This is a genomic window from Streptomyces sp. NPDC016677, from assembly GCF_055562815.1.
Genome location: NZ_JBVHEO010000003.1, coordinates 639585 through 657020, shown reverse-complemented (window position 1 = coordinate 657020; position 17436 = coordinate 639585). Strand labels below are relative to the sequence as shown.

Here is a 17436-nt window from a genome sequence, read left to right as displayed (position 1 = left end):
AGCGCACCGGCACCGGTGCGATCACCAGAAGCAGACGATGGCGTAACCGCAGCCGGCGAAGTCCTCGCAGCTCCCGACGCCGAGGCACTTGGTGAGCTCGTCGAAGTCGCCGATCTCCATCAGGGTGGGGGGCTCGTAGATGGCGGACATGGTTCCTCCCAGTGGGTCGGATCGCCCGGGCCGACCTTGTTCGGCCCGTGATCTGCCTGGGAACCTACGGAGAGCCGTGTCCCACGGTCGTGGGGCACACGCCTCAGTGACGTCCCGTCATGCGTCCCAACGCCGGTGCCGGAGGTAGCCGGCCACCAGCGCCGCCACGGTCCACGCGAGCAGCACCAGTGCTCCGGTGTACGCCTCGGAGGAGTCGACGGTGAGCAGCTGGGCGCCGGCGCGGTCGGGGAAGTACCGCGCCACCTCCTTGGTCGCGCCGATGACGGAGAGGATCTGGGAGCCGGCGAGCACCATCGGGAGCAGCACGGCCAGCGGGATGACGGCGCTGCGGGCGGTGGCCGCGACGCCCGCCGCGAACAGGCTCATCAGCGTCAGGTAGACCACCGCTCCGGCCAGGGCGCGGGGGACACCGCCGGCGTCGATCGAGGCGCCGTGGGAGCCGAGGGCGGCCTGGGTGACCAGGTAGCTGACGACGGTGACGGGGAGCGCCACGGCCACGGCGGCGACGGCGGTGGCCGTCATCTTCGCGGCGTAGAGCCGGCCGCGGCGGGGCACGGCGAGCAGCGAGACGCGCATCATGCCGGAGGTGTACTCGCCGGCGACGATGAGCACTCCGAACACGATCAGGGCGAGCTGGCCGTACTGGATGCCGTCCAGGCCGGCCTGTTCGGGGGTGAAGTCGGAGCGGAGCCCCGGGCTGTCGGACTCGATCGCGCCCTTGGCGGACCAGCCGCCCAGGGCGGCGATGAGGACGCTGAACGGGGCGAACAGCAGCAGGGCGGTGAACGTGCCGCGGACGCCCCGCAGCTTGGTGAACTCGGCCCGGAGGGCGGCGGTGGTCTCAGACATGGGTGGTGCCTCCCGCGTCGCCGATGAGTTCGAGGAACGTGTCCTCCAGGGAGCCCGTGTGGGTGCTGAGTTCGTCGAGCGGGAGCCCGCTCGCCGCGGCCAGCCGGCTGATCTCGGCCGCCGCCAGTCCCTCGACCTCCACGCTGCCGTCGCGGGCGCGCCGCAGCGTGGCTCCCTTGCGTTCCAGTTCCGTGTTGAGCCGCAGGGGTTCCGGTGTCCGCACGCGTACGTACGTCCGTCCGTGGCGCTGGAGGAAGTCCGCCATGCCGGTCTGGGCGAGGAGCCGGCCGCGGTTGATGATGACCAGGTCGTCCGCGACCATGGACATCTCGGTCATCAGGTGGCTGGAGACGAGGACGGTGCGGCCTTCGGCCGCCATGTGGCGCAGCAGTTCGCGCAGCCACCGGATGCCCTCGGTGTCGAGGCCGTTGACCGGCTCGTCGAGGACCAGGACGGGCGGGTCGCCGAGCAGGGCCGCGGCCAGGCCCAGCCGCTGGGCCATGCCGAGGGAGAACGTGCCGACCCGCCGGTGGGCGGCCCCGGTCAGGCCGACCGTCTCCAGGACCTCGCCGACCCGCTGCCGGGCGATCCGGTTGCTCTGCGCCAGCCAGCGCAGGTGGGCGGCGGCGGTCAGGCCGCGGTGCGGGGCCGACGTCTCCAGCAGGGCGCCGACGTGCCGGGCGGGGTAGCGCAGTTCGGGGTAGGCGCGGCCACCGATGCGGACGGAGCCCGTGTCCGGCCGGGTGAGGCCGAACATCATCCGCATCGTCGTGGACTTCCCCGCCCCGTTGGGGCCGAGGAATCCGGTGACGGCCCCGGACCGCACCGTGAAGGTGAGGTCGTCCACGACGGTGCGCTGCCCGTACCGCTTGGTCAGGTTCTGGACGTCAATCACACGCCGAGTCTGGCCGGGCGTCCCCGCCGGCCGCATCGGTCCCGGGGCGGGATCACCGGCCGGCCTTCCGGGGCCGACGTCATACTCGCGGATGAGTCCGGAAGACGAACGAGTCCGGCCCGGCGGGGCGGTGACGGGGGCGCGCGTCGGGCTCGGTACGGCGGCGTCGCCGGTGTGGGGGCGGGTGCCGGGCTCAGTACGGCAGTGTCGCCAGCACCTGGAATCCGCCGCCCGGGCGGGGGCCGGCGCTGAGGGTGCCGCCGTGCGCGGCGATCCGCTCCTTCATGCCGACGAGGCCCATGCCGCCGCCGGGGACGGCCGGCCGGTGTCCGGGGCCGGGGCCCTCGTCGGCCACGTCGATCGTCAACGTGCCCCGTTCCGCGGTCAGCCGGACCCGGCAGCGGGTCGGCGCGGCGTGCTTGACGGCGTTCGTCAGGGCTTCCTGGACGATCCGGAACGCGGACAGCGCGACTCCGTCCGGGGGTTCCTCCGCGTACCGGGACCGCAGGTCGACGGTGACGCCGGCCGCCTCGGCCGTGCGGACCAGCGCGGGCAGGTCCGACAGCCCGAGGACCGGCCGGAGGTCCTGGGCGCCGGTCCGCTGTTCCCGGCGCAGCACCTTGAGGGTGGCCCGCATGTCCTGCAACGCCCTGCGGCTGACGTCCTCGATCACCGTCAGGGCTTCCCGCGCCTCCTCCGGGTGGGTGGCGATCACGTGGTTGGCGACACCGGCCTTGATCGCGATGAGGCCCACGCTGTGGGTGACGACGTCGTGGATGTCCCGGGCGATGCGCAGGCGTTCCTCGGTCTTCGCCTGCTCGGCGGCGTGCTCGATGGCGCGCCTCGTGCTCTCCCGCCGTTCCCGCACCGCCGTCCCCGCCGCCCAGGTGGCGCCGAGGACGAGCAGGACGAACACGACCTGCACGGGCTTGGTCCCGCCCTGGTAGCTCTGCCCTCCCGCCACCGTGAGCAGGGCCGCGCCCGCCGCGCACAGCCCGGCGACGAACATCACGGACCGTCCCGGCCGCTGTCTCCTCGTGGTGGCCACGACGTACAGGGCGTACGCCGCGGCGAGGAACGGGGCCGGTCCGACGCCGACGGCGAGCGCCACGCAGGCGGCGGACAGGGCCGCCCCGAAGACGGGTACGGGCCACAACCGCCGCGCCGCCAGCGGCAACGCGGCGCTCAGCGACAGCAGCCATACGGTGCCGTCGCCCACCTCGCCGCCGGTGGCGGGGCGCAGCAGGGACACCTGCGGGAGCAGCGCGAAGCCGAGCGCGGCCAGCACGTCGAGAACGATCAGGCGCCGACGGGGGAGATCACCCATGCCGTGAACGTATGCCGTCGGTTCGCGGTGCGTCCATGTCTCGGTACGAGTCCTGGTACGACGTCCGCGTACGGCTTGGCTCTGCGTACGGCTTGGCTCTCCGTACGGCTTGGCTCTCCGTGACGGGTTTGCGATTTGCTGGGAATTCCCTGCGTAGCGGTCATCGACGCGTCGGCTTTGTGCGGCGGGCGCCTGTCCAGGCGCGGCCCGGCCGCGGGCCTTCCGTTTCAGCCACCGGTCCACCGTGCCCACGCGGGGTCCGGGCCGACTGGATCATCGTCCGGCAGCCGCTGGTCAGGATCGGAAATCGCTGGTGGTACGTCCGCTTGTCCGGGCTTCAACGGTTCCGGAACCGCTCCGGCGCACGCCCCCCGGTCAAGGGCCGACCGCTGACCGATAGTCGCTCACCAAGCGGAATGATATTCCCTCACTTAAGAGGCGAACTTGCGTTCTTCTCGATCGCTTACGCATACTCGGCACCAGCAGTGCCATGCGCCCTTCCGCTTTCACGCGAATGTCATGCGAATGAACGCTGACCAGAAGGAGACCTGTGCATCAGTCGTTGTCACGGTCGCCTCTCCCGGTCACCTCGGACGCGCTCGGCACCTCTCTCGCTCGTCGCCCAGCACCTCGACTCCGCGACAGGGCACCCTCTTCCGCAAGGCGCCGAGTGCGCCCGCGTCACCGTCTTCCTTCCTCCCTATGAATACGCGAACAGAAGGAGTGAACGACGCGCTCAGGCGCGCGAACCAAAAGAACCAATACGGGGGTACATCATCATCGAGAAATCACACTCCACTTGGCATCAGATAAAGGAGGGCCCTTCTGATGAAGAACGCCCTGACAGCATACGAAGCCGGCCGAAACGGTACCAGCGGATGTCCAGGAGGCGCAGGGAAGTGGAAATCAACCTGTTCATCGTCAGTGACGACCCGATTACCCTCGCCGGGCTGGAAGCGATCATCGACCAGAACGAGAAGTTCCTCGTCATCGGCCGTTCCGTAGGCGGCTCCGACGGCATCCGATGTCCCAAGGACCCCGAACAGCGACCCCATGTCGTCATTCTCGGCGAGCCGTCCTCGAAGAGAACCCTGTGCGAGGACGCCCAGCAGATCGCCGCGGAGTATCCCTGCGAGAAGTCGCGGCCCAAAATAATCGTGGTGTCCCAGAACGATGACGACGACGCGATCGTCGCCGCCCTGCGCGCAGGTGTCAACGGTTATCTCTCGCGCATGGAGTCGCCCGAAGAGCTGCTCCACTCCATCCAGCTGGTGGCCAAGGGGGGTGCCGCCTTCAGTCCGACCGTCGCCTCCCGACTCAGCCGGTATTTCTCGGCGACGCACGTCCTGCCGGAGCTGGCGGGATTCTCCGAGCTGACCGACCGGGAAATGGAGATACTGGAACTGCTCGCCAGCGGTCTGGGAAATCAGCAGATCGCGCGCCGGCTCTTCCTGGCCGAGAAGACGGTGCGCAATTACGTATCGCGGATTTTCACCAAACTGGAGGTGCACGACCGGGCCATGGCGGCAGTCGTGGCCCGCGACGCCGGACTCGGCGGACAGCAACGAGAAGTCCTGGTGTCGCAGGGCATCGGGGCCGAGGGGGCCCCGTAGGGCCGCGCCCACCCGTCCTCACCTCGCCGCGCGGCGAGGGCCGGTCTCCGTGCCGAGGGGTGGCCCGGCGATGATGTCGGGTACCTTCAGCTCGGCCCAGACCGTCTTCCCGATCCCGCCCTCCCGCTCCTCGACGCCCCAGCGGTGGGCCAGCGCCTCCACCAGCAGCAGCCCACGGCCACCGGTCTCCTCGCCGTCGGGCGTCCGCACCTCGGGCCGGCCGGGTCCCGCGTCGCTGACTTCCACCCGCAGCAGCCCGTCCGCCGGCAACCGCGCGATCCGCACGCCCACCTGACGGCCGGGCGGTACGGGGACGCGCAGCGCGTTCGTCACCAGCTCGGAGAGGACCAGCTCCGCGGAGTCGACGGTGTCCTCACTCATGCCCAGGCGCCGAGCAGCGCGTGGACCAGCGCACGGGCTCTCGGCACGCTGCGGTGGCTGCGGGGCAGCAGGAAGGTGGCTTCGTGCCCACCCGGACTTTCTGCCATGACGCCCCCTGAGGATCGACGGTGGTTGATCACGCTAGGAGAATATGTATCGACGCAACGTTGCATGGAGCTTGATGGCCTTGGTTCACTCTTTTGGGCAACGCCGCGCGACTCGCGGCCGGCCTCTGGTAGGAGTCGGACATGCCTACCGTCAAACCGTCGACCGTGCTCGGACGCCAACTCGGCGATGAACTCCGCACGTTGCGCGACGCCGCGGGTGTGTCCATGGCGGAAGCGGCCGAGTTCCTCGACTGCACCAAAGGGAAGATCAGCCGGATGGAGAACGGGCACGTTCCCGTCCGTGCTCCGGATCTGAACGCGCTCCTGCATGCGTACCGGGTCGAGGATCCCGAGACGCGCGGCCGTCTCAGCGCGATGGCGCAGCGCGCCAACCGACGTCGCCGGGACGGTTGGTGGCATCAGTACGCCGCCGTACTGGGTGAGTCCTACCGCGACCAGATCGAGTTGGAGGCCATCTGCGACAGCGTCCGGACGTACGAGGTGCAACTGGTTCCGGGGCTGCTGCAGACCGCCGAGTACGGCCGTGCGGTGACGGTCGCCTCGCGGGCGTGGACGACGCCGGAGGAGATCGATCAGTTCGTCCAGGTACGGCTCGCCCGGCAGCAACGTCTCACCGGCGAAGAGCCCATGTCCCTCTGGGCGGTGCTGGCGGAGGCGGTGCTGCACCAGCACGTGGGCGGCCCCGGCGTGATGTGCGCCCAACTGGAACACCTCGCCGCGATGGCCGAGCGCCCCAACATCACCGTTCAGGTCCTGCCGTTCTCGCGCGGCGCGCACTCAGGTATGTTCGGCCCCTACCTGTTGCTGAGCTTTCCCCAAGTGACGTCGCTCGATTTGGTGTTGACGGAGACTCCGACCGGCAACATCTGGATGGAGCGTGAACCGGCGGTCGAGTACTACCGCGCCCTCTTCGACGACGCCCGCACCACAGCGCTGCCGCCCACGGAATCGCTCACATTGATCCGCCGCATCGCCGAGGAGTACCGAGCATGAGTCAGGACGACCACATACAGCCCGAACCCGTCCGGGTCGCGTGGCGCGCCAGCAGCTACAGCGGCGGGCAGGGCAACTGCGTGGAGGTCGCCGACGGCCTCCACGCCCTCGTACCCGTCCGCGACAGCAAGCGCCCCGCCGGCCCCGCGCTCGCCTTCTCCGTCGGGGCCTGGGCCGCCTTCGTCGACGGGTTGCGCGGGGCCGGACGGGTCGGTCAGTAGCAGGGGGTGCCGTCGTCCTCGCGCCACTTCAGGTCCGTGACGTACATCGGCATGGTGAAGTAGCTCCCCGAGACGCCGTTGACGCACGTCGTGTACTCGGTGCCCTGCCGGTCGCCCTGGGCGATGACGTACGTCATCGTGACGTCCCGCGACGTGTTGTTGTAGAAGATGTGGCCGGCGGCGCTGCCGGTCCACTCGGTCTCGGTCGTCAGGGACGGGGTCATGTCCGTGTCGCCGTACCAGTACTCGGGCCACACGCAGAAGCTGCCCACCGGGCAGTTGCCGGAGGACCACGCCGAGGCGGTGGGGGCGGACGCCATGACGCCGAGGAAGGCGGCGGGGACGGCGGCGAGGGCGAGGGCTCTCAAGCGCATGAGGGGCTCCATCCGTGAGGGGGCGCCTCACGCTAAGGGCGGTGATGTTGAAAGGTCAAGGATCGACTTCGGGGGTCACGGCGGACCCGCGGGCGGGCAACGTCACTGTTTCCGGGCCGACTTGATTGATCGGGGCCCCGCGTCCGTACCTCCTGGCGTACGAGTCGTTCGCTTTCGTGTCGTCGTCCTGGAGGCACCGTGCGCATGTCCCGCGGCAGGATCGGGGTCGTCGTCCTGTTCGGTGTGCTGAGTCTGACCCTCACCGCCCTCGCCTTCCCCGCCGTGGTCGGGCTGGAGACGAAGGACGGCGGGCAGGACCGGCTCGTGGCCAGTACCCGGTACGGGCCGGTCACCGAGGCCGACCGGGACTTCGTGGTCAAGGTACGGGCGGCCGGGCTGTGGGAGTACCCACTGGGCGAACTGGCCATGAAGCGCGGCACGTCGGAGGCGATGCGGGAGGCCGGGAAGCATCTCGTCGTCGGGCACGCCGGGCTCGACGCCGAGTGCCGCGAGGTCGCGACCGAGCTGGGGATCACGTTGCCCAACGAGGCCAGTCCGCAGCAGCGGGAGTTCGTGTCGACGGTGACGGGGAAACAGGGGAAGGAGTTCGACTCGACCGCGGTCACCATCATGCGGGTGACCCACGGGCAGATCTTCCCCGTCATCGCCGACATCCGCGCGACGACACGCAACACCCTGGTGCGTGAACTGGCCGACCTCGCCAACGACACCGTCCTGGACCACATGACCGTCCTGGAGAAGACCGGCCTGGTCGGGTACGGCGACGTCAGCTTCAAGCAGACCGCCCCGGCGAAGCTGCCCAAGGACCGGGTCACGCCGCCCCCGCCGCAGCCGGGCGAGCCGACCGCCGTGCTCACCCCGCGGCCGGACCTCGGCATACGGACCGGCGGCCCGACCGTGGCACCGGCCGCCACGCCGGCCGGGGGCTGACCCGGCTCGCACGAGCACGGCCCCGGTCAGCCGGTCGCCCCGGTCAGCCGGTCGGGGTCACCGTGCGGGAGACCCGCTCACCGGCGCGGGAAGGGACCAGTGGCCCTCCTCGTCGCCTCTGGCCTGTGCGAGGGTTGGCGCCGACGTCCCGATCTGGAAAGGCGACCATGGCGCGCACCGACACCGCACCCCGCCGCCCCCGGCCGCTCACGGGGTGGCGGCGCCTCGTCGCCCGGCTGCCGGTGTTCCTCTTCCGCGTGGGGCTGGGTCCGGTACTGGGCCGGCGGCTGCTCCTGCTGCACCACACCGGCCGGGTCAGCGGACTGCGGCGGCACGCGGTCCTGGAGGTGATGGCGTGCGACCGGACCGTACCGAGCTGGACCGTCCTCTCCGGTTCCGGGACGCGGGCGGACTGGTACCGCAATCTGCGCGGCCAGCCCAAGACCGTCATCCAGTTCGGCCACCGCCACCACGCGGTCACCGCCCGGTTCCTCCCGGCCGACGCGGGGGCCCGGATCATGGCCGACTACGCTCGACTGCGCCCGGCGAACGCGCGCCGCCTGTGCGACTGCCTGGGGCTGCCGGTGGACGGCAGCGAGGGGGCGTACCGCGAGGCGGGCCGCGCCCTCACGTTCGTACGGCTCGACGCCGACTGAGGACACGAGAGGAAGAGGCGATCGTGAGCGCTCCCGGGCCGGACAGCGGCGGAACGCCGGACGAGGTCTGGCAGAAGTTCCTCATGGACAGCGAGGACGCCATACGGGCCTCCGCGCCCCGCGAACCCTCCGCGCGGGACCGGACACCGGAGTGCCGGCCCGCCCCCGTGGCCGCCGAGCCGGTGGAGGCCGTCGGCGAGCTGTGGCAGCCGGACGACCCGGAACCGGCCTGGCGCGACCTGGACGGGCGGGCGCGGTTCCGTCGTGCCGCCCGGGTGCTCGCCACGGCGGCGGCGGTCGCCCTCGCCCTGACCGTCTGGTCCCGGCTGACCGGTTCGGACGCGCCGTCCGGCGGGCCCGGTGACAGCCTCGTGGAGCGGGTGGAGGAGGCCCCGGCGACCCTGCCCACGGCGGCGCCCGCGCCGGCCTCGGGACCGGCGTCCACACCGGCCACGGCCTGGACGGTCGGCTGACCGCCCCCGGCGGGCGCGGTCAGGCGCTGCGGCGGCCGGACGCCGCCTTCTTCGCGGGGGCCTTCTTGGCCGGGGACTTCTTGACCGAGGTCTTCGCGGCCGACGTCTTCGCGGTCGACGTCTTCGCGGCGGAGGTCTTCTTGGTCGTGTTCGCCTTGCCGCTCGCCCTGCCGCCCGGCTCGGCCGCCGTCGCCTTCTTCGTCGCCTTGGCCGGCTTCTCCGTCTTCGCCGCCTTCGCGGACTTCGTCGTCCTCGTACTCGCCCCGGTCCCCGTTCCCGCCGGCTCCGCCGCCGTCCTCTTCGCGGCCGGGGCCGCCCGCTTGCGCCGCGGCAGCTCCCTGACCTCGGCCTCCTCCTCTCCCCCTGCCTCCCCGCGCGACTCCCGCGCCGCCCGCACGCTGTTCTCCAGGGCCGCCATCAGGTCCAGCACCTTGCCGGAGGCGGCCGGGCGCGGCGTCTCCGGGGGCGCCTCGCCGGCCGACTTGGCGGCGATGACCTCCTCCACCGCCTCCCGGTACTCGTCGTGCAGCTCGCTCAGGTCGATCTCGCCGAGCGTGTCCATCAAGGCGTCCGCGAGGTCCAGCTCCTGGTCGCGGACGGTGACGTCGGTGTCGGGGGCGACGCCCTCGGGGGCACGCACCTCGTCCGGCCACAGCAGGCCGTGCATCGCGATCGCGTCGTCGACCACGCGCAGCATGCCGAGGCGCTCGCGGCCCCGCAGCGCGTACTTGGCGATGGCGACCCGGTTGCTGCGCTTGAGCGCCTCGCGCAGCAGCGTGTACGGCTTCGCGGCCGGGGCGCCGCTCGCGGCGAGGTAGTACGCGGAACTCAGCTGGAGCGGGTCGATGCGGTCCTCCGGGACGAAGGCCACGATCTCGATCGTCCGCGCGGTCGGGATCGGCAGGGCGGACAGGTCCTCGTCGGTGATCGGGACGATCGAGCCGTCCGCGTCCTCGTAGCCCTTGCCGATCTCCGCCTGGGAGACCTCGCGGTCCTCCAGTTCGCAGACCTTGCGGTAACGGATGCGGCCGCCGTCCTCCGTATGGATCTGACGGAAGGAGATCGAGTGGTTCTCGGTCGCGTTCACCAGCTTGATCGGGATGCTGACCAGGCCGAACGAGATGGCGCCGTTCCAGATGGATCGCACGTTCCGCACCTTTCCGAGCCAGTGAGGGCGCTTTGTGGCGCTTTCGGTGAGATTCTCATCGTATGGCGCCTATCACCGAGGTGGAGGGGCGGCGGGTGGCCCTCAGCAACCTGGACAAGGTGCTGTATCCCGCGACCGGGTTCACCAAGGCCGAGCTGCTGCACTACTACGCGACCGTCGCCGGCGTACTGCTGCCGCACCTGCGGGACCGGCCGGTGTCGTTCCTGCGGTACCCGGACGGGCCGGACGGGCAGGTCTTCTTCGCCAAGAACGTGCCGCCGGGTACGCCCGACTGGGTCACCACGGCCGAGGTGCCGAGGTCGGAGGGGCCGGCCCGGATGGTGCTCGTGCAGGACCTGGCGAGCCTGATGTGGGCGGCGAACCTGGTCACCGAGTTCCACACCCACCAGTGGGTCGCGGACGATCCGGGCGAGGCCGACCGGCTGGTGTTCGACCTGGACCCGGGGCCGCCCGCCACCGTCGTGCACTGCTGCGAGGTCGCCCTGTGGCTGCGGGAGCGGCTGGCGGCGGACGGGATCGAGGCGTACGCCAAGACCTCCGGGGCGAAGGGCCTGCATCTGCTGGCCGGGGTGCGCGGGGCGCCGTCGGAGCGGGTGTCGGAGTACGCCAAGGCGCTGGCCGTGGAGGCGGAGCGGGACATGCCGGAGCTGGTCGTGCACCGGATGACGCGGAGTCTGCGGCCGGGGAAGGTGTTCGTGGACTGGAGTCAGAACGCGGCGCGGAAGACGACGGCCGCGCCGTACACCGTACGGGCGCGTACGGAACCGGGCGTCTCGGCGCCCGTGACGTGGGAGGAGGTGGCGGGGTGCCGGTCGGCGCGGGAGATGGTCTTCCTCCCCGGTGATCTGCCGCGCCGGGTGGCGGACCTCGGTGACCTGCTGGCCCCGCTGTTCGACCGGCGGGCGGCGGGCACGCTGCCCTGACCCGGACGCCGGCGGTGCGGAACGCTCACGGAGGCCGGAGCCGCGTCACAGCGGCCGAGGGTCTGCGCGCGGCGGCCTGGACCGCGTCACAGCCGCCGAGGGTCTGCGCGCGGCGGCCTGGACCGCGTCACAGCCGCCCCCACGTCCGCCGGTCCCGTGCCATCGCGTGCAGGCCCTCCACGTCCGCCGGTTTGAGCACGCCGCCGAGCCCGGCCAGGCCGGGCAGTTCCCCGTCCGACAGGACCCGCAGTCCACGCGGCGGCGGGTCGGCGAGCGTGACGTCGGCCGGGCCCAGCAGGGCCAGGACGGGGCGGACCTCGGCGGTCAGCGCGTAGGAGGCGCGGTCGGCGTCGGCGCGGACCCGGCGCAGCAGCGGCCGGGGTTCGTGGCGGCCCAGCGCGACGAGGGGGTCGGCGATCCGCACCCGGGCCCTGCGGGCGTACAGGGCGTGGACGGCGAACAGGCCGCCGGGGCCGATCAGCAGGTGGGGGACGCGGTCGCCGCCGGGCAGCGGGATCGAGTGCAGGGTGCGCCAGCCGGCCCCGTCGAACCGGTCGAGGACCTCCCCCACCGCCTGTTCGGCGGCGAGCGCGCGGCGGCGCGGGTCGGGGCGCAGGCGGCGCGGCGGGCCGGGCTCGCGGTCGAGGGCGACGAGGAGGGCCTCGCCGGGGCGGTTGGGGGCCAGGTCGTCGTCGGGGTGCAGGGACAGCCGGGCCAGCTCGGCGGGGGTGGGGACGGGGGGCGGGCCGACCGTCACCGGGCCGGTGAGGAAGGGCGCCAGGGCGTCCAGGACGTCCGCCTCGCGGTCGTCGCCGATCAGGCTGACCCGGGCGGCCTCACGGTCGTACCAGGCGATGTTCCGGCCGTCCGGGAGGCAGACCCAGAGCCGTTCCCGGCCGTGCCGCCAGGCCGGTACGACACGCAGCCGGCTCATGCGTCGTCACCCCTCACCCGCGTCCGCCACTCCCTCGACCATGGGAACAGGCGGGGTGCTCCCGGGGCAAGAACCCGGCTACCGTTGGGGGCAGTTGCGCCCGCGGGGCAGGCCCGACGGACGTGAGGGCGGGGAGGCTTCGGTGCGCACCCCTGGGGAACGGCCCGACGTGCCGGTACCGGACAGTCCGTGGAGCGAGATCGTGCCGGGCCTGTGGATGGGCGGGCACGAGTACCGCACCGGGCCCGGACGCCTGGCGTTCGCCTCGGTGGCGGACGAGTTCGACCTGGTGCAGACGCTGCTGCGGCTGCCCGGGTACGGGCCGGCGCCGGGCGTCGAGCACCAGGTGTGGCCGATCCCGGACGGCCCGCTCGACGGGACCCAGCTCGCGGGAGTGATGCGGCTGGCGCAGGGCGCGTGCGCGGCGCTGGACGAGGGGCGCAGGGTGCTCGTCCGCTGTTACCACGGGTACAACCGGTCCGGTCTGGTGGTCGCGCACGCCCTGGTCGGCCGGGGCGCGCGCGCCGAGGAGGCGATCCGGCTGATCCGCGCCCGGCGCTCGCCGTGGGCGCTGCACAACGAGTTGTTCGTGGCGTACCTGCGGACGGGGCTGCCCACCGTCCGCCTGCTGGAGGAACTGGCCGAGTAGCCGCCCCCGGCAGCCCCCGCGCATCGCGTGGCGGCCCCGGCGGCCCCTCGCGAATGGCGCAGTGCGACAGGCGGCGCTCCATCGACGCTCCTAATGTGGCGATCAGTCACGTTCGGCCGTGTTCGTCCCTCATGGAGGTCATGCCATGTCCCCGCGTTCCCGTTCCCGCTCCCGTCACTCCTCCCGCCACTCCCCCCTCGTCCGCCGCCTCGCCATAACGGCCGCGGCCGGCGCGCTCGCCACCGCCGCCGCCGTCACCCCCGCCGCCGCGGGCGACGAGTGGGGGGACGACCCGGGGACGAGCAGCTACCGGGGCGACGGCGGCGACCCGGGGTACGACGGAGGCCGCGGCGGCCGTGACCAGGGCCGCTACCGGGGCGTCGTCACGGCCGACCGGCTCGCGCTGCGCAGCGCGCCGAACCGCGGTTCCGAGGTCATCCGCTACGTCCACCGGGGCGAGAAGGTCAGCATCTACTGCAAGACCGGCGGCGAGTCCGTGAAGCGCAACCCGATCTGGTACCTGCTGACGGACGGCACCTGGGCGTGGGGCGCGGCCCGCTACATCGACAACGTCGGCCCGGCGCCGCGCTGGTGCTGATACATGCCGAAAACCCAGCGAAGCAGATCATTGGGTAAGTTCCGGACATGACGAAGGCCGGAACCGGACCCGGACTCCCCCTGGCGGCGGCGGACGCGCCCGCTCCCGTCGGCCGCCTCCCCCGGCGCCGCGGCATCGAGCTGGCCCTGATCGTGGTGGCCGTGCTGCTCTCCGTGTTCGGCTACTGCAACGTGGGCGTCGCCCAGCACGGCACCCTCCCGCCCGGCGCCGCCGGTTACGGCGCCGGGCTCGGGCTGCTGGCGCTGCTGGCGCATCTCGCGGTGCGGCTGCGCGCCCCGTACGCCGATCCGCTGCCGCTGCCCATCGGGGTGCTGCTCAACGGCCTGGGCGCGGTGCTGATCTACCGGCTCGACCTGGAGACGCCGGGGGACCGGGCGGCCCCCACCCAGCTGGTGTGGTCGGCGCTCGGCATCGCCCTGTTCATCGCGATCGTGCTGGTCCTGCGTGACCACCGCCTGCTCCAGCGCTACACGTACCTCTGCGTGGCCGCGGCCCTGGTCCTGCTGACGCTGCCGATCCTGTTCCCGGCGGTGAACGGCGCCCGGATCTGGATCCGGATCGCCGGGTTCTCCATCCAGCCGGGCGAGTTCGCCAAGGTGCTGCTCGCGGTGTTCTTCGCCGCGTACCTGGCCGCCAACCGCGGCGCGCTGGCCTACGCGGGGCGCCAGGTGTGGGGGCTGCAACTGCCCACCGGCCGGGTGCTCGGCCCGATCGTCGCGGTCTGGCTGGTCAGCGTGGGCGTCCTGGTCCTGGAGCGGGACCTGGGCACCTCGCTGCTCTTCTTCGGCCTGTTCGTCGTCATGCTCTACGTCGCCACCGGCCGCACCGGCTGGATCGCGCTGGGCCTGCTGCTCGCCGCGCTCGGCGCGGTCGCCGTGGGCCGGCTGGAGCCGCACGTGCACAGCCGGGTGGAGGACTGGCTGCACCCGTTCGCCTCCATCGAGGCCGGGCAGGGACCGGGCCAGCTCGCCCAGTCGCTGTTCTCCTTCGCCGCGGGCGGGGTGACCGGCAGCGGGCTGGGGCTCGGCCACTCCGTCCTCATCGGCTTCGCCGCCAAGTCGGACTTCATCCTGGCCACGGCCGGGGAGGAGCTGGGCTTCGCCGGCCTGACCGCGATCTTCCTGCTGTACGCGCTGCTGGTGGACCGCGGCTTCCGGGCGGGCCTGGCCCTGCGCGACCCGTTCGGACGGCTGCTGGCGGTGGGGCTGGCCTCCCTCGTGGCGCTCCAGGTGTTCGTGATCGCGGGCGGGGTGACCGGGCTGATCCCGCTGACCGGGATGGCGATGCCGTTCCTGGCGCAGGGCGGCTCCTCGGTGGTCACCAACTGGGCGATCGTGGCGCTGCTGATCCGGCTGAGCCACTCCGCGCGCGGGCAGGGGCCGGGCGCATGACCCGGCACCGTTGCGCGCGCGGACAGGGGGCGGGCTCATGACCCGGCACATCCGGCACGCCGCCTTCTTCTGCCTCCTGCTGCTGGCCGCACTGCTGGTGAACGCCGCCCGGGTGCAGGTGGTCCGCGCCCCGGAGTACGACGCCAACCCGGCCAACCGCCGCCCCGCCATCGCCCGCTACCAGCAGCCGCGCGGCGACATCCTGGTCGGCGGCCGGCCCGTCACCGGCTCCCGGGACACCGGGGAGCACCTGCGCTTCGAGCGGACGTACGCGGACGGGCCGATGTGGGCGCCGGTCACCGGCTTCGCCTCGCAGGAGTACGGGACGACCCTGCTGGAGCACGCCGAGGACGGGCTGCTGTCCGGCGCCGACCCGATGCTGGCGCCGCTGCCGCTGTGGAACGACGTCACGGGTTTCCCCAACCCGGGCGGCGACGTGGTGACGACGCTGCACCCGGGGGCGCAGCAGGCGGCGTACGAGGGGCTGGGGCGGCGCAAGGGGGCGGTGGCCGCGATCGAGCCCGCCACCGGACGGATCCTCGCGCTGGTCTCCACGCCGTCCTACGACCCCGGGGAGCTGTCGGGCAACGGGCAGGCGGCGCTGCGCACCTGGCGGCGGCTGAACGAGGACCCCGACCGGCCGATGCTCAACCGGGCGGTGCGGCGGACCTATCCGCCGGGTTCGACCTTCAAGGTGGTCACCACGGCGGCGGCACTGGACGCGGGGCTGCTCCACGACCTGGACGCGCCCACCCGCTCCCCCGAGCCGTACACCCTGCCCGGCACCCGCACCCGGCTGACCGACGAGGAGCCGGGGTGCGCGGACGCCTCGCTGCGGCAGGCGTTCGAACGGTCCTGCAACACGGTGTTCGCCAAGCTCGGCGTGGACGTCGGCGTGACGGCCCTGGCGGCCACCGCCGAGGGGTTCGGCTTCAACGACGACGGTCTGCGCATCCCCTTCTCCGTGGCGCGCAGCACCTTCGACACCTCGGTGGACCGGGCGCAGCTCGCGCTGTCGGCGATCGGGCAGTACAACACGCGGGCCACGCCGCTCCAGATGGCGATGGTGGCGGCGGCGGTGGCGGGCGGGGGGCAGGCGCGGACGCCGTACCTGGTGGAGCGGACGACGCGGGCGGGCGGCGGGATCGTCTCGGCGGCCGGGTCGCGGCCGGCGCGGCAGGTGATGCGGCCGTCCACGGCGGTACGGCTGAAGGAGCTGATGACCGGGGTGGTGCAGAGCGGTACGGGCGGGAACGCCGCGATCCGCGGGGCGACCGTCGGCGGTAAGACCGGCACCGCGCAGCACGGTGTCGGCAACTCGGGGACGCCGTACGCCTGGTTCGTCTCCTGGGCGCAGGGGGCCGGGGACCTGGAGCCGAAGGTGGCGGTCGCGGTGGTCGTGGAGGGCACGGCGGCGGACCACGGGGAGGTCAGCGGGAACGGCCTCGCGGCGCCGGTCGCGCGGGCGGTGATGGAGGCGGTGCTCAAGGGGTGAGACGCGGGCTACCGGCCGGCGGTCGGCCCCCTTACCGTCCGGTGCCATGACCGACACGGCAGCGTACGAACTCGCCCAGGTGAACATCGCCCGTCTCAAGGCCCCGCTGGACTCCCCTCGGTTGAAGGACTTCGTCGACGCGCTCGACCCGGTGAACGCCGACGCCGACGCGGCGGACGGGTTCGTCTGGCGGCTCCAGGGCGAGGCGGGCGACGCGACGGACGTGCCCGTCTTCGGCGACTCCTGGCTGATCGTCAACATGTCGGTGTGGCGGGACGCGGACGCGCTCACGGCCTTCATGTACGAGGGGCGGCACCGGGAGATGCTGGCCAGGCGGCGCGAGTGGTTCGAGCGGGTGGCCGAGGCGATGACGGCCCTGTGGTGGGTCCCGGCCGGACACCGGCCGACGGTCGCCGAGGCGGAGGCCCGGCTGCTGCGCCTGCGGGCCGACGGACCGACGCCGTACGCCTTCACCCTGCGGCGCTCGTTCCCGGCGGGGGCGTCGGAGCCGGTGGCGCTGGAGGTGCCGGAGGGGCTGGGGTGCGGGGTGTGAGAGGCGGGCCCGAGGGCTAGCGGCGGCGGTCGATCGCGGTGAGGTCGATGTCGAGGGGGAAGGGGACGGTGAGCTTGAGGCGGTTGTGGAAGATGCCGGTGGGCACGTAGGAGCGGGTCGCGGGGTCGAGTTCGTAGACGTAGACGACCGGAAGTCCTTCGTTCTCCTCGACCCGCCAGTAGTGCGGGATGTTCGCCTGCGCGTATTTCCGGGGTTTCGTCTCGCGGTCCCGCTCCTCGGACTCCTTGGAGACGACTTCGACGGCGATGACGACGTCTTCCGGCCGGTACCACGTCTGATGGGGACCGCCGTAGGCATCCGCGCGGAACACCAGCACGTCCGGTTCGGGCCGGTTGCGTTCGTTCAGCTTGACCGTCATCAGCGGCATGACGTTCAACTCGTCCGGTACTTGAGCCAGCAAGGCGTTGTCCAACAGGCGGATCGCCATGGAGTGGAAGTTGGTCTGCGGACTCACGAGGACGAGGCTCCCGTCGATCAGCTCCGTGTGCGGAGGCAGGTTGGGAAGCTCGTCGAGGTCGTCCGCCGTCCAGCCGCCCTCCGGCGGACGGGGCCACTGGTAGTCGCCGTCCAGCCCGTAGTCGCGCGCGGCGCTCATGATCGCTCCCATGTGCCGGAGTCTGGCTGACGCGGCCAGGATACCGAGGGCGTACG

21 protein-coding genes are annotated in these 17436 nt (G+C 72.4%); 12 read left to right on the top strand and 9 right to left on the bottom strand.

Annotated features, from left to right (window positions below; all coding sequences use genetic code 11):
* Positions 1-21: 21 nt before the first annotated feature.
* The 4 genes from ACZ3IG_RS12745 to ACZ3IG_RS12730 all read right to left on the bottom strand — a co-directional run bounded on the left by ACZ3IG_RS12745 (position 22) and on the right by ACZ3IG_RS12730 (position 3242).
* On the bottom strand, positions 22-150 hold the full coding sequence (locus tag ACZ3IG_RS12745; protein ID WP_403532284.1) for an aborycin family tricyclic lasso peptide: 129 nt from the start codon (positions 148-150) through the stop codon (positions 22-24).
* A gap of 117 nt (positions 151-267) precedes the next feature.
* Positions 268-1020: an ABC transporter permease gene (locus ACZ3IG_RS12740; protein ID WP_467431434.1), complete on the bottom strand. Its 753-nt coding sequence runs from the start codon at positions 1018-1020 to the stop codon at positions 268-270.
* On the bottom strand, positions 1013-1915 hold the full coding sequence (locus ACZ3IG_RS12735) for an ABC transporter ATP-binding protein (RefSeq protein WP_467431433.1): 903 nt from the start codon (positions 1913-1915) through the stop codon (positions 1013-1015). The genes ACZ3IG_RS12740 and ACZ3IG_RS12735 overlap by 8 nt, the downstream gene beginning before the upstream one ends.
* A gap of 193 nt (positions 1916-2108) precedes the next feature.
* Complete coding sequence (locus ACZ3IG_RS12730) at positions 2109-3242, bottom strand: sensor histidine kinase (RefSeq protein ID WP_467431431.1); 1134 nt, start codon at positions 3240-3242, stop codon at positions 2109-2111.
* 899 nt (positions 3243-4141) lie between these two features.
* On the opposite strand from ACZ3IG_RS12730, the gene ACZ3IG_RS12725 reads away from it, so the two are divergent.
* A complete protein-coding gene (locus ACZ3IG_RS12725) occupies positions 4142-4855 on the top strand; it encodes a LuxR C-terminal-related transcriptional regulator (protein WP_467431430.1) in 714 nt (237 codons plus the stop codon).
* Positions 4856-4873: 18 nt separating this feature from the next.
* On the opposite strand, the gene ACZ3IG_RS12720 is transcribed toward ACZ3IG_RS12725, so the two are convergent.
* A complete protein-coding gene (locus ACZ3IG_RS12720) occupies positions 4874-5236 on the bottom strand; it encodes an ATP-binding protein (protein WP_467431428.1) in 363 nt (120 codons plus the stop codon).
* 248 nt (positions 5237-5484) lie between these two features.
* On the opposite strand from ACZ3IG_RS12720, the gene ACZ3IG_RS12715 reads away from it, so the two are divergent.
* Complete coding sequence (locus ACZ3IG_RS12715; RefSeq protein ID WP_467431427.1) at positions 5485-6357, top strand: helix-turn-helix domain-containing protein; 873 nt, start codon at positions 5485-5487, stop codon at positions 6355-6357.
* Positions 6354-6578 (top strand): DUF397 domain-containing protein, encoded by a 225-nt coding sequence (locus tag ACZ3IG_RS12710; RefSeq protein ID WP_467431426.1) that lies wholly within the window; start codon positions 6354-6356, stop codon positions 6576-6578. Before ACZ3IG_RS12715 ends, ACZ3IG_RS12710 begins: the two co-directional genes overlap by 4 nt.
* On the opposite strand, the gene ACZ3IG_RS12705 is transcribed toward ACZ3IG_RS12710, so the two are convergent.
* Positions 6572-6952: a hypothetical protein gene (locus tag ACZ3IG_RS12705; protein WP_467431425.1), complete on the bottom strand. Its 381-nt coding sequence runs from the start codon at positions 6950-6952 to the stop codon at positions 6572-6574. The two genes, ACZ3IG_RS12710 and ACZ3IG_RS12705, sit on opposite strands and share 7 nt — an antisense overlap.
* A gap of 198 nt (positions 6953-7150) precedes the next feature.
* Between ACZ3IG_RS12705 and ACZ3IG_RS12700 the strand changes: the two genes are divergently transcribed.
* The 3 genes from ACZ3IG_RS12700 to ACZ3IG_RS12690 all read left to right on the top strand — a co-directional run bounded on the left by ACZ3IG_RS12700 (position 7151) and on the right by ACZ3IG_RS12690 (position 9032).
* Positions 7151-7903: a DUF4142 domain-containing protein gene (locus ACZ3IG_RS12700; protein WP_467431423.1), complete on the top strand. Its 753-nt coding sequence runs from the start codon at positions 7151-7153 to the stop codon at positions 7901-7903.
* 167 nt (positions 7904-8070) lie between these two features.
* The gene (locus ACZ3IG_RS12695; protein ID WP_467431420.1) at positions 8071-8559 is read left to right on the top strand and encodes a nitroreductase family deazaflavin-dependent oxidoreductase; all 489 of its coding nucleotides are present in this window, start codon (positions 8071-8073) and stop codon (positions 8557-8559) included.
* Positions 8560-8582: 23 nt separating this feature from the next.
* Entirely contained in the window at positions 8583-9032 is a 450-nt protein-coding gene (locus ACZ3IG_RS12690; RefSeq protein ID WP_467431419.1) for a hypothetical protein, read from the top strand.
* Positions 9033-9051: 19 nt separating this feature from the next.
* On the opposite strand, the gene ku is transcribed toward ACZ3IG_RS12690, so the two are convergent.
* A complete protein-coding gene (gene ku / locus ACZ3IG_RS12685; protein ID WP_467431418.1) occupies positions 9052-10179 on the bottom strand; it encodes a non-homologous end joining protein Ku in 1128 nt (375 codons plus the stop codon).
* Positions 10180-10241: 62 nt separating this feature from the next.
* On the opposite strand from ku, the gene ligD reads away from it, so the two are divergent.
* Positions 10242-11123, top strand: coding sequence for a non-homologous end-joining DNA ligase (gene ligD / locus ACZ3IG_RS12680; RefSeq protein WP_467431415.1), 882 nt, complete (start codon positions 10242-10244; stop codon positions 11121-11123).
* Positions 11124-11250: 127 nt separating this feature from the next.
* Here ligD and ACZ3IG_RS12675 read toward each other — a convergent pair whose 3' ends face one another.
* Complete coding sequence (locus ACZ3IG_RS12675) at positions 11251-12057, bottom strand: nuclease-related domain-containing protein (protein ID WP_467431413.1); 807 nt, start codon at positions 12055-12057, stop codon at positions 11251-11253.
* A gap of 169 nt (positions 12058-12226) precedes the next feature.
* Here ACZ3IG_RS12675 and ACZ3IG_RS12670 point away from each other — a divergent pair, with 169 nt between their 5' ends.
* From ACZ3IG_RS12670 to ACZ3IG_RS12650, 5 genes are all read left to right on the top strand, one after another.
* Positions 12227-12706 carry a protein-tyrosine phosphatase family protein gene (locus tag ACZ3IG_RS12670; protein ID WP_467431676.1) on the top strand — a complete coding sequence of 160 codons (480 nt, stop codon included), beginning with the start codon at positions 12227-12229 and terminating at the stop codon, positions 12704-12706.
* Between the two features lie 145 nt (positions 12707-12851).
* Positions 12852-13304 (top strand): SH3 domain-containing protein, encoded by a 453-nt coding sequence (locus ACZ3IG_RS12665; RefSeq protein WP_467431411.1) that lies wholly within the window; start codon positions 12852-12854, stop codon positions 13302-13304.
* Positions 13305-13351: 47 nt separating this feature from the next.
* Entirely contained in the window at positions 13352-14716 is a 1365-nt protein-coding gene (locus ACZ3IG_RS12660) for an FtsW/RodA/SpoVE family cell cycle protein (protein ID WP_467431410.1), read from the top strand.
* 37 nt (positions 14717-14753) lie between these two features.
* Positions 14754-16211, top strand: coding sequence for a penicillin-binding transpeptidase domain-containing protein (locus tag ACZ3IG_RS12655; RefSeq protein ID WP_467431408.1), 1458 nt, complete (start codon positions 14754-14756; stop codon positions 16209-16211).
* A gap of 46 nt (positions 16212-16257) precedes the next feature.
* Complete coding sequence (locus ACZ3IG_RS12650) at positions 16258-16764, top strand: DUF3291 domain-containing protein (RefSeq protein WP_467431407.1); 507 nt, start codon at positions 16258-16260, stop codon at positions 16762-16764.
* A 16-nt stretch (positions 16765-16780) separates the two neighbouring features.
* Here ACZ3IG_RS12650 and ACZ3IG_RS12645 read toward each other — a convergent pair whose 3' ends face one another.
* The gene (locus ACZ3IG_RS12645; protein WP_467431675.1) at positions 16781-17380 is read right to left on the bottom strand and encodes a Uma2 family endonuclease; all 600 of its coding nucleotides are present in this window, start codon (positions 17378-17380) and stop codon (positions 16781-16783) included.
* Between the last annotated feature and the right edge of the window lie 56 nt (positions 17381-17436).

Coding starts and splice junctions, on each gene's coding strand:
- ACZ3IG_RS12745 (WP_403532284.1), bottom strand. CDS start 150: ATGTCCGCCATCTACGAGCCCCCCACCCTGATGGAGATCGGCGACTTC.
- ACZ3IG_RS12740 (WP_467431434.1), bottom strand. CDS start 1,020: ATGTCTGAGACCACCGCCGCCCTCCGGGCCGAGTTCACCAAGCTGCGG.
- ACZ3IG_RS12730 (WP_467431431.1), bottom strand. CDS start 3,242: ATGGGTGATCTCCCCCGTCGGCGCCTGATCGTTCTCGACGTGCTGGCC.
- ACZ3IG_RS12720 (WP_467431428.1), bottom strand. CDS start 5,236: ATGAGTGAGGACACCGTCGACTCCGCGGAGCTGGTCCTCTCCGAGCTG.
- ACZ3IG_RS12715 (WP_467431427.1), top strand. CDS start 5,485: ATGCCTACCGTCAAACCGTCGACCGTGCTCGGACGCCAACTCGGCGAT.
- ACZ3IG_RS12710 (WP_467431426.1), top strand. CDS start 6,354: ATGAGTCAGGACGACCACATACAGCCCGAACCCGTCCGGGTCGCGTGG.
- ACZ3IG_RS12705 (WP_467431425.1), bottom strand. CDS start 6,952: ATGCGCTTGAGAGCCCTCGCCCTCGCCGCCGTCCCCGCCGCCTTCCTC.
- ACZ3IG_RS12695 (WP_467431420.1), top strand. CDS start 8,071: ATGGCGCGCACCGACACCGCACCCCGCCGCCCCCGGCCGCTCACGGGG.
- ligD (WP_467431415.1), top strand. CDS start 10,242: ATGGCGCCTATCACCGAGGTGGAGGGGCGGCGGGTGGCCCTCAGCAAC.
- ACZ3IG_RS12675 (WP_467431413.1), bottom strand. CDS start 12,057: ATGAGCCGGCTGCGTGTCGTACCGGCCTGGCGGCACGGCCGGGAACGG.
- ACZ3IG_RS12665 (WP_467431411.1), top strand. CDS start 12,852: ATGTCCCCGCGTTCCCGTTCCCGCTCCCGTCACTCCTCCCGCCACTCC.
- ACZ3IG_RS12660 (WP_467431410.1), top strand. CDS start 13,352: ATGACGAAGGCCGGAACCGGACCCGGACTCCCCCTGGCGGCGGCGGAC.
- ACZ3IG_RS12655 (WP_467431408.1), top strand. CDS start 14,754: ATGACCCGGCACATCCGGCACGCCGCCTTCTTCTGCCTCCTGCTGCTG.
- ACZ3IG_RS12650 (WP_467431407.1), top strand. CDS start 16,258: ATGACCGACACGGCAGCGTACGAACTCGCCCAGGTGAACATCGCCCGT.
- ACZ3IG_RS12645 (WP_467431675.1), bottom strand. CDS start 17,380: ATGAGCGCCGCGCGCGACTACGGGCTGGACGGCGACTACCAGTGGCCC.